The 10,604-nt window shown below is 45.7% G+C and carries 10 protein-coding genes, 1 riboswitch and 1 other annotated feature; of the genes, 1 reads left to right on the forward strand and 9 read right to left on the reverse strand.

What is annotated here, in order from left to right:
• Window positions 1-120: 120 nt before the first annotated feature.
• Window positions 121-804: a pseudouridine synthase gene (locus AACU59_RS00270; RefSeq protein ID WP_217898845.1), complete on the forward strand. Its 684-nt coding sequence runs from the start codon at window positions 121-123 to the stop codon at window positions 802-804.
• Between the two features lie 49 nt (window positions 805-853).
• On the opposite strand, the gene hisIE is transcribed toward AACU59_RS00270, so the two are convergent.
• The 9 genes from hisIE to AACU59_RS00315 all read right to left on the reverse strand — a co-directional run bounded on the left by hisIE (window position 854) and on the right by AACU59_RS00315 (window position 10,048).
• The gene (gene hisIE / locus AACU59_RS00275) at window positions 854-1,489 is read right to left on the reverse strand and encodes a bifunctional phosphoribosyl-AMP cyclohydrolase/phosphoribosyl-ATP diphosphatase HisIE (RefSeq protein ID WP_017043909.1); all 636 of its coding nucleotides are present in this window, start codon (window positions 1,487-1,489) and stop codon (window positions 854-856) included.
• Window positions 1,486-2,259 carry an imidazole glycerol phosphate synthase subunit HisF gene (gene hisF / locus AACU59_RS00280; protein ID WP_017044649.1) on the reverse strand — a complete coding sequence of 258 codons (774 nt, stop codon included), beginning with the start codon at window positions 2,257-2,259 and terminating at the stop codon, window positions 1,486-1,488. Before hisF ends, hisIE begins: the two co-directional genes overlap by 4 nt.
• Window positions 2,241-2,978 carry a 1-(5-phosphoribosyl)-5-[(5-phosphoribosylamino)methylideneamino]imidazole-4-carboxamide isomerase gene (hisA, locus tag AACU59_RS00285; RefSeq protein ID WP_094145772.1) on the reverse strand — a complete coding sequence of 246 codons (738 nt, stop codon included), beginning with the start codon at window positions 2,976-2,978 and terminating at the stop codon, window positions 2,241-2,243. Before hisA ends, hisF begins: the two co-directional genes overlap by 19 nt.
• A 13-nt stretch (window positions 2,979-2,991) precedes the next feature.
• Window positions 2,992-3,669: an imidazole glycerol phosphate synthase subunit HisH gene (gene hisH, locus AACU59_RS00290; RefSeq protein WP_019281966.1), complete on the reverse strand. Its 678-nt coding sequence runs from the start codon at window positions 3,667-3,669 to the stop codon at window positions 2,992-2,994.
• Window positions 3,669-4,742, reverse strand: coding sequence for a bifunctional histidinol-phosphatase/imidazoleglycerol-phosphate dehydratase HisB (gene hisB, locus AACU59_RS00295; RefSeq protein ID WP_013857094.1), 1,074 nt, complete (start codon window positions 4,740-4,742; stop codon window positions 3,669-3,671). Before hisB ends, hisH begins: the two co-directional genes overlap by 1 nt.
• An 80-nt stretch (window positions 4,743-4,822) precedes the next feature.
• Window positions 4,823-5,863: a histidinol-phosphate transaminase gene (hisC, locus tag AACU59_RS00300; protein ID WP_094125962.1), complete on the reverse strand. Its 1,041-nt coding sequence runs from the start codon at window positions 5,861-5,863 to the stop codon at window positions 4,823-4,825.
• On the reverse strand, window positions 5,863-7,161 hold the full coding sequence (gene hisD, locus AACU59_RS00305; protein WP_088728791.1) for a histidinol dehydrogenase: 1,299 nt from the start codon (window positions 7,159-7,161) through the stop codon (window positions 5,863-5,865). The genes hisC and hisD overlap by 1 nt, the downstream gene beginning before the upstream one ends.
• 5 nt (window positions 7,162-7,166) lie before the next feature.
• Entirely contained in the window at window positions 7,167-8,063 is an 897-nt protein-coding gene (hisG, locus tag AACU59_RS00310) for an ATP phosphoribosyltransferase (RefSeq protein ID WP_026027608.1), read from the reverse strand.
• Window positions 8,064-8,116: 53 nt separating this feature from the next.
• Window positions 8,117-8,253: a sequence feature (His leader region), on the reverse strand.
• Between the two features lie 193 nt (window positions 8,254-8,446).
• On the reverse strand, window positions 8,447-10,048 hold the full coding sequence (locus AACU59_RS00315; RefSeq protein ID WP_094129382.1) for a Na+/H+ antiporter NhaC family protein: 1,602 nt from the start codon (window positions 10,046-10,048) through the stop codon (window positions 8,447-8,449).
• A 116-nt stretch (window positions 10,049-10,164) separates the two neighbouring features.
• Window positions 10,165-10,348: riboswitch (Lysine riboswitch) on the reverse strand.
• Between the last annotated feature and the right edge of the window lie 256 nt (window positions 10,349-10,604).

Here is a 10,604-nt window from a genome sequence, read left to right on the forward strand (position 1 = left end):
GGATAATAGTCTATTATCTTGTGCGTCAATCCTGTTTCTGGGCGCGCAAATCATAGCTTAAATCCAAAGTTCAGAAAACTTTCAAACACACTTCATTTACATTTTTGCAAGGTAGTTAACATGTCATCCCGCTTGCGTCGTGATTCTTCATCAGTATCAAAACCCTCTGGCTCTTCTCATTTTAAACGGCGCGATCCACATCAGCGTTCAACCGCCCGCTCCTCCTCATCTGCAGAAGAGGTAAAAAAACGAGTATCACTTGCTGATCGAAAAGTCATCATCTTTAATAAGCCTTTTGATACGCTAAGCCAGTTTACCGATGGTGATGGGCGCAAAACTCTCGCTGATTTTATTCCCGTAAAAGAGGTGTATGCCGCAGGTCGCTTGGACAGAGACAGCGAAGGTTTGATGGTGCTCACCAATGACGGCATCTTGCAAGCGAGACTAACGCAGCCGCAGTCAAAATTACCAAAAACGTATTGGGTTCAAGTAGAAGGAGAACCCGCTCAAAACGATTTAGATAAATTGCGCCAAGGTGTAGAGCTAAAAGATGGCATGACGCTGCCTGCCAAGGTTGAGGTTTTGCAACCGCCTACCTTGTGGGAACGTAATCCACCGGTTCGTTTTCGCGCACAAATCCCAACCACATGGCTTGCGATTACCATTACTGAAGGTAAAAACCGGCAAGTACGACGTATGACTGCGCATATTGGCTTTCCAACACTGCGCTTAGTGCGCTACGCGATGGGCGACATTGTTTTAGGCGATCTACAACCCGGTGAGTGGAAAGAAATTACCCTCTAACACCGCTCTCAAAAACGGAAGCCTCTTTATTTAAGAGGCTTCACTGTGTTTATTTATGGCGTTCTTTAAGCTTATCAATCACATCACTCAACGCTAATCCTTGGTCTTGCAATAGCACCAATAAGTGATAAATCAAATCAGCAGACTCACACACTAACTCCGCCTTATCGCCCGACGTCGCCGCAAGCGCAACTTCAACGCCCTCTTCGCCCACTTTCTGCGAAATACGCTTTGTTCCACGGGCATAAAGGCTAGCGGTGTAAGAGGAATCAGGGTCGGCACTCTTGCGGGCAGCCAATAGCTGCTCAAGCTGATGAAGCCACACCATTTGAGACTCTTCTTGTGCATCGTTATCCCAACAGGTTGTGGTTCCAGTATGGCACGTTGGCCCAATGGGATTCACTTTGACCAATAAAGTGTCATTATCACAATCGAGCGCCATGTTTTTCAACTGTAACACATGACCAGAGGTCTCTCCTTTGGTCCAAAGGCGCTGTTTGCTGCGAGAAAAGAACGTCACTTGGCCTGTTTGCGCGGTTTTTTGCAACGCATCTTGGTTCATGTAACCCATCATAAGCACTTGACTTGATTGAAAATCTTGCACTATCGCCGGAACAAGGCCATCAACTTTGTTCCAATCAATACGCTCAGAAAGTGCAACCGCACTCGATACTTGAAAACTCATCGTCTTACCTCTACACCTTCTGCTTGTAAATATTGTTTTAATTCGCCGATATTGATGATCTGCTTGTGAAAAACCGATGCCGCCAACGCGCCATCGACATGAGCTTGTTGGTAAGCTTGCGCAAAGTGCTCCATCGTTCCCGCCCCGCCAGAAGCGATAAGTGGCACGCGACACACAGCACGTACCTTCTGGAGTTGCTGTAGATCATAACCATTACGCACGCCGTCTTGGTTCATCATATTCAATACGATTTCACCCGCACCACGTTTTTGTACCTCTTGTACCCAATCGCAAGTTTGCCACTGTGTTGCTTTGGTGCGCGTCTCATCTCCAGTAAATTGATAGACCTGATACTGACCCGTTTCTTGATCGAAGTAAGAGTCAATGCCGACCACAATACATTGCACGCCAAATTTATCCGCTAAGTCAGTAATCAACTGTGGGTTAGCGAGTGCAGGAGAGTTAATGGAGACTTTATCTGCACCAAATTCTAAAATTCGCGCAGCATCTTCGGCAGATTTAATACCGCCCGCGACGCAAAATGGAATATCAATCACTGCCGCGACACGCGCCACCCAACTTTTATCAACCACTCGGCCATCACTCGACGCGGTAATGTCGTAAAACACCAACTCATCCGCGCCCTCTTCGGCGTAGCGTTTTGCAAGCGGTACGATATCACCAATGATTTCGTGATTGCGAAACTGCACCCCTTTCACTACTTGTCCATCGCGGACATCCAAACAAGGAATTATGCGTTTTGCCAACATTCGAATGCCTCCTGAGCGGTGAACTTACCATCTAATAAGGCACGACCGACAATCACGCCTGCGACGCCACTGCCTGTTAAAGCTTTGATGTCCGCTAAGCTACCGATACCACCTGAGGATTGAAACTGTACTTGTGGGTACTGTTTGCATAAATCGATATACAACTCAACGTTAGAACCGGCTAGTGTGCCATCGCGCGAAATATCAGTGCACAATACGTGCGTCAAACCGACCGTTAGGTAATCATCAATCAAGGCTTCTATCGTTACACCTGAATCTTCTTGCCAACCTGAAATGGCCACTTTACGTGTGCCGTCTTGATCAATGTTGATGTCGAGCGCTAGCACAATTTTTTCTGCACCATACTTTTCCATCCATTCTTTGACTAATTCAGGCTGTTTTACGGCCGTAGAACCGACAACCACGCGCTGCGCACCCGCATTTAATAAATCCGCCACATCTTGCTCACTACGAACACCGCCACCAATTTGAATATTGGCAGGGGTACTGGCAAGCAGTTTGGCAATCAGATCAAGCTGTCGGGCCGAAGTATCTTTTGCACCCGTTAAATCGACAAGGTGCAACCAGTTAGCTCCAGCCTGATGATAGAGGCGAAACTGCTCTGCAGGGTCCACTTTGTATTCGGTAACTTGACCATAATCGCCTTGAAATAAGCGAACCACTTGGCCATCAATTAAATCTAATGCTGGAATAATCATTGCTAATTCCCTTTTATAATTCCAAGAAGTTCTTGATCAGTGCTGAGCCAGCTTTGGATGAGCGCTCTGGGTGAAATTGGACACCATAGTAATTACCGCTTTGCAGCGCCGCGGTGAAAGGCTTACCGTATTCACATTCAGCAATCGTGTATTCACCGACGGGCATGGCGTAGCTATGGACAAAATAGAAATATTCACCTTGCTCAATGCCTTTAAACAGAGGATGGCCGCTTTCGGCATTGACCGTATTCCAACCCATATGTGGCAGTGGTAAATCGCCTGTATCCATCAGGCGAACCTCGCCGTCACATAATCTCAAGCATTCAACAATATCATTATCAACAATGCCATTAGCTTGATCGCTAGCTTGCTGTCCTTTTTCTTCTGACAGCTGACCTAACAGTTGCATGCCTAAACAGATGCCGAGCAGTGGCTTTTCAACCTGTTTTACCAAGGTGATTAAATCGCGCTGTTGCAGATTTTTCATCGCCTCACTTGCCGTACCGACACCGGGTAAAAACAGCTTATCTGCCGTCAACACCACATCAGGATCTTTTGAAATAGTGACTGGGTAACCCAAGCGTTCGATGGCAAATTTCACGGAAGAAACATTAGCGCAGCCTGTATCAATGATGACAACCTTTTGCGGCTGGCTGCTGTTATCACTCATCGCTTCGCGGACTGACGACATTACAGTACTCCTTTGCTGCTAGGTAGTTCATTGCCTTCCACTTTAATGGCTTGGCGCAATGTGCGGCCAAAAGCCTTAAACAAACTTTCAATAATATGGTGATCATTCTCGCCACTGGATGAGAGATGTAGCGTACAGGCCAAAGTGTCGGTTAATGAACGGAAGAAGTGATATACCATTTCAGTGGAGAGATCGCCCACTTGCTCACGTGTAAAGGTGGCCTCAAATTTCAGATAAGGGCGACCCGATAGATCGAGCGCGCATTGTGCTAAACACTCATCCATCGGCAACGAAAAACCAAAACGACCAATGCCACGCTTATCGCCTAATGCCTCTTTTAAGGCTTGCCCGAGTGCTAATGCGGTATCTTCAATGGTGTGGTGATCATCAATGTGCAGATCACCATTGACGCTCAACTTCAATTGAAAACCACCATGGGTTGCGATTTGGTCAAGCATGTGGTCAAAAAAACCTAACCCCGTTGTAATTTGATTACCACCCGTTTCATCCAAATTGACCGCAACTTTAATGTCGGTCTCTTTAGTGGTTCTTACCACTTCGGCGCTGCGCGCTTTCACGGTTAAGTCTTTAACTATTTCACGCCATCCCATACTTTTCGGATGATATTGAATACCACGGATCGCCATATTTTCAGCCAGTTGCAGGTCGGTCATTCGATCGCCAATCACCACTGATTGCTGAAAATCGACTTTGCCTCCTTGCAGATACTCTTTAACCATCCCCAGTTTGGGTTTGCGGCAAGAGCAATTATCTTTTTCAAAGTGCGGGCAAATCAGCACATCATCAAAGATCACTCCTTGGGACTGAAAAATGTCCATCATCATCGCATGAGGGGCATCGAAATCCGCTTGAGGATAGCTATCCGTCCCCAGTCCATCTTGGTTGGTGACCATCACCAGCCGATAACCCGCAGCCTGCAAAGCCAGTAGGCTTGGGATCACATACGGCTCTAGTTTCAGTTTGTCTAAACGATCAACTTGGAAATCGACCGGAGGCTCAACAATTAAGGTGCCGTCACGATCAATAAAGAGAATTTTTTGCTGTTTGCTCACTGGAATATCCTTTTCTATTGGCCAGTAACGTCACTTAAACGACTGGCTCTTATTCATTTTTGGCTATTTATGGTGCTCGATTACTGATAATAATTGCGAATAAAAGCGAGTGTTTTTTCACACTCTTCGCGATTACCGATACTGATCCTCACGCAATTTTCAATCGGAGAATTGCGTAAAATAATGCCGTGATCCCAAGCGGCTTTAAACAATGCATCGCCATCGGGGAATTTCACTAATAGGTAGTTTCCCCACCCTTCAAACACAGTTAAATGGGGCACCATATACAACCCTGCTTGTAAGTAAGCACGGTTTGCATTGAGATCCAACACTTGGAATTTGGTACGAGCAAGCCCAGCTTCCGATAACGCTTGCACGGCAATGTCTGCTACCGGAATTGGCACGGGATAAGGTGCAATTACCTTCTGCAGCACATCAATCAGCTCTTTATTGGCCAAGGTAAAACCGCAGCGCAAACCTGCAAGCGCAAACGCTTTGGATAAGGTGCGTAAAATCGCCAAATTCGGATATTGCGCTAATAAATCAACGGTTGAGGCTTCTGGACAAAAATCAATGTAGGCTTCATCCATCACGACAATAGCGCGGTCTTTAGTCATTTCCAGCAAAGCAATAATATCTTGGCGCTTAACTAAATTGCCGGTTGGATTATTAGGACTACAAACGAAGATCAACTTCACGCTGTCCAAATTGGCACGAATGGCTGACAGGTCGAGCTGCCAATCCGCCGTTAATGGCACAACTTTACGCTCGACACCGAACGTTTCAGCGCTAATCGCGTACATACCATAAGTCGGCGGACAGTATAAAATAGCGTCTTGATTGGGCTCACAAAATGCGCGGATCAAAAGTTCAATCCCTTCATCAGCACCGCGTGAGGTCAACACCTGCTCTGGCTGTACCTTGGCATAAGCCGCATACGCATCGATCATAGCTTTGGGTTGGCAATCACTGTAACGGTTCAAACGCACAAAATCGGTTTTGTACTCATTATTGAATGGCGATTCGTTGGCATTGAGCCACACATCACCACTGCCGCCAATACGGCGAGCCGATAAGTAAGGTTTCAGTGCTTGAATTTGCTTACGAGCCAGTTTTTCCATTATTTTTTCGCCTTTTGCAATTTTTCGACTCGAATGGTGACCGCACGTTTGTGTGCATCCAATCCTTCAGCTTCTGCCATTGTGACCACGGTTGGCGCTAACCCTTGTAAGCCCTCTGCGCTGAGTTCTTGCACCGTCATGCGCTTACTAAAATCAGCTAAACCAAGGCTAGAATAAGTACGCGTGTAACCGTATGTTGGCAAAACGTGGTTGGTACCCGAAGCGTAGTCACCGGCTGATTCTGGTGACCACTCACCTAAGAAAATTGAGCCAGCGTTATCAAGTAACGGCAACAGCTCACGAGGGTTCCGCGTTTGCACAATTAAGTGCTCAGGGCCGTAGTAGTTCGAGATAGAAACTGCTTGGGTCAAAGACTCAGCGATAATGATCAAACTAGAAGCCAAGGCCTTTTCTGCAATGGCGGCGCGAGATAAGCTTTTTAGCTGCTTTTGCACTGCATCTGTTACTTGATCGGCAATCACCGCTGAAGGGGTCACTAACACAACTTGTGAATCAGGTCCGTGCTCAGCTTGGCTAAGCAGATCAGCCGCGATGAAATCGGCATCAGCCGTATCATCAGCAATCACCAACACTTCCGAAGGACCCGCTGGCATATCAATCGCTGCACCGCGAAAATCATTACTCACTTGACGTTTTGCTTCTGTCACGTAGGCATTACCGGGGCCGAAGATTTTGTCTACTTTAGCAACGGATTTCGTCCCATAAGCCATTGCTGCAATCGCTTGACCACCACCAATGTTGTATACCTCATCAATGTTACACAGCTTGGCCACGTAGAGGATTTCGTCCGCAATCGGTGGCGGTGAGCAGAGCACCACTTTACGACACCCTGCAATTTGTGCAGGAACACCCAACATTAATACGGTAGAAGGTAAAGGCGCACTGCCTCCGGGAATGTACAAGCCCACCGTATTAATTGGACGCGTGACTTGTTCACACACCACTCCCGGCTGCGTTTCCACTTTGATCGGTTGCAGCTTTTGTGCTTTATGGAACTTAGTAATGTTCTCATAAGCTTGTTGAAGCGCTCGTTTCATCTTGTCAGAAAGACGCTCACACGCCGCATCAATCTCACCACTTGAGACGCGAATTGAATCCGGTTTCACGCGGTCAAATTTTTCAGTTAACTCAATTAAAGCTTGGTCACCTTGCGCTTTTACCTGCGCAATCACGGCGCTCACGGCAGCAGTGACATTGGCTCCTTCAGTAATGGCCGGGCGTTCTAAAATTGAATCTTGCTGAGTTTCACTCAACGATTGCCAAACGACAGTTCTCATCGCCGTTACTCCATCATTTTATCTATAGGTAAAACCAAAATAGAACTCGCCCCTAATGCTTTTAGGCGCTCCATGGTTTCCCAAAATAGGTTCTCGGTACTGACCACATGTACTGCAACACGATTTTTCTCCGCCGATAAAGGCAGCACTGTTGGGTCTTCCGCTCCCGGAAGTAAGTCTTTAATCGCTTCTAATTGATCAACCGGGGCATGCAGCATGATGTATTTGGACTCTTTGGCTTGAATCACGCCTTGCATACGCGTCAATAAACGAGCAATCAATGCTTGCTTATCTTCACTGAATTCACCTTGACGCTGAATGAGTGTTGCTTTGGATTGGAAGATAACTTCAGCCTCTTTGAGACCATTCGCTTCTAATGTTGCGCCGGTAGAAACAAGGTCAGCAATCGCATCAGCTAAGCCAGCTCGTGGCGCAACCTCAACAGAACCTGTGAGCACACAAGTGCTAAAATCAATGCCCTTTTCATCCATGTACGCTTTGAGTAGCTGCGGATAAGTTGTGGCGATGCGTTTACCCGCCAAATCTTGAGGACCGTTGTATTGCTGATCTTTATTGATCGCGATGGATAAACGGCAGCCACCAAAATCAAGACGGCGCAGTGAAACAAACTCACTTTTCTTATTTTGTGACAAGCGTTCTAAACGCACCTCTTCCAGTTCATTCTCACCAATGAAACCGAGATCAACCACACCGTCCATCACCAGCCCGGGTATGTCGTCATCACGCACTAGCAGTAGGTCGATCGGCATATTGAGAGAGTGAACGACAAGACGCTCACCCATGATATTGAATTTCACGCCGCATTTTTTAAGTAAGTCTTGGCACTCTGAGCTCAAGCGGCCTTTCTTCTGGATGGCAATTCTTAGGCGTTGTGTTTGCATGACAATTTCCCTGTGCAATGTATTGAATGTATTTGGAATTGAGTTAAAGCAAAATGAAAAAACCCTCGGGAGATTTGCGTTCTCCCGAGGGTTTTAATCTAAATGCTTTGACTTAACCACCGGGAGTTTCCTGCCTCCCGGGTATGCGTACACCTCCCCGAAAGATTATTTAGGGTGATGGTGATGATGAATGTTCATTACAAAATTACGCATACTTATCAGCTCTTATTGGTTTGCTGTCTTGACTCCACACTAACCAAGCTGATGTTCTTTTTCAACTAAAAATTTTGCTTTTTTAAAATCTTTTTTCGCCGTCGTGCACCAGTAATAAAAAAGGGAAACTTTCGTTTCCCTTTTATCAACTCTATTTAACCAAAATACGGCTACAACGTCTCGCAATGTGTCATTTTTGATTTCGCCATAGCGGCCATAATCATGCACACAATGATAAATGCAACAGAAGCACAAGCCAACGAGATCAGCACTGACGCTGTCATTCCTAAAACAACAAAACCGACACTCGAAACCAAGGCCGTAGCCAGTGCATACGGCAATTGTGTCGCAACGTGATCGATATGGTTACAACGCGCGCCTGTCGACGATAAAATGGTGGTGTCAGAAATAGGAGAACAGTGGTCACCAAAAACGGAACCAGCGAGCACCGCGCTCAGCATAGGGAGTATTAGAGCGATATCGGTCGCCGCGGCCATATCTCCAGCAATGGGCAACATGATGCCAAACGTTCCCCAAGAAGTGCCGGTTGAAAACGCCATCACGCCCGATAGTAAGAATAAGATGACCGGTAGCCAATGCGGATCAATATTACCTTGAACCAAAGATGACATGTACGCACCGGTTTTCATGTCCCCAATAACAGAGCCAATTGTCCACGCAAAAATCAGGATCAAAATCGCACCAAACATCGATTTAGCACCGATCCACAATGTATTACGGATGTCATTCATTGGCAGCTTTTGCTTAAACACAGTAAACAGAGCCATCGCCAAGCCAACTAGCCCGCCGTAAATCAATGAAGCGCCGACATTGGTGTTTTCAAACGCACCCAGTAGATCAAATGCTTTACCGTCTGCGGCTAAAGATTGACCACCCGTAAATAACATGGCTGAAACCGTTGCAATGATGAGTAATACGATAGGCAGAACCAGATCCAACACTTTGCCATGTTCGCTCTCTTTGATATCAAGCTCTTCATTTAACTCATGTGCGTCTTGGCTATCGTTTTCATTTGCGTCGTCAAATCCACGGCCTTGGGAGGCATTAATTTCATGCTGGCGCATTTGACCAATATCTAATTGGAACCACACCACCGCAAACACCATCAGTAATGCAAAAATGGCATAAAAATTCATTGGTACTAAACGCATGTACGCGCCCAATGCCGAATATTCGGTAATCCCGTGAGAAACGAGAATACCGCCAATAATCGTCATAATGTACGCGCCCCAACTAGAAGCTGGCATCACAACGCACATTGGTGCTGCAGTTGAATCAAGGATATAGGCAAGTTTAGCGCGAGATACATAAAAGCGGTCAGTCACAGGGCGAGAAATAGAACCTACGGCTAAACTGTTAAAATAATCATCAACGAAAATAAACACACCCAAAAATGCCGCCAGCAGTTTTGAGCCACGTTTACTTTTTACGCGGACTTGTGCCCATTCGGCAAAAGCACGAGTACCGCCAGACAAAGTTAATAGCGCGGTCATCATACCTAATAAAAGCAAAAACCCGACGATACTCATATTCCAAGTGTTAATGCCGCCATCAGCAACAAAGACGCTTGATACCTTAGTAGCAACATAACTGAATGCACTACCAAAAGAATAATCCGCGAGTAATACCGCGCCTAATACAATACCGACACCTAATGAAACAAGTACTCTGCGTGTAAGAACAGCCAAACTTAATGCTACCAGAGGCGGTAACAGCGACAGAGGAGATGATGCAAAATCGATTAAATTCATGATCTTCAAAAACCAGTAAGTAAATGGTTAGAGATCTACTGCAGACAAATTACGAGCTAAGATAACCACGTAATTCATGTTGAACTAAGCGAAAGGGAAGCGAACACTTCACCCAACCCTACAGTAGCGCTCCATAGTTTAAAAAAAGAATAGACTATGGCAGTGTTGTTCCTATTCGAATACAACCCCAGCAAGCTGCTTTAATGTGCATACTTACTTCGGCGATAAAACCTTTCACTTTTGTTCATTGGCATTACCCCAACAGAAGTTACTATTTTTTACCGCACCTCTACGTCAAAGAAAGTACAATAAACCACCGTTATTAAGTCATTTTAACAATGATAAATGTCTTACTTCGCTTTAGGTAAATGACATTGTACTTAACAACGAATGCATTGCAACCGATCATGTCATCAAAGTGCATCAATTATTGGTCACATTCATTAAGAAACATTGAGACTTCTTTCATAATGTGGTGCAATGAATATCACGAAGATTATAATAAAAAACATTAATTATAAGTCTATCTAAAAATCATTGATGATCTTCTTGATAC

Source organism: Vibrio sp. V23_P3S9T160 (genome assembly GCF_963886625.1).
In the GTDB taxonomy this organism is placed as follows: Bacteria; Pseudomonadota; Gammaproteobacteria; order Enterobacterales; family Vibrionaceae; genus Vibrio; species Vibrio anguillarum.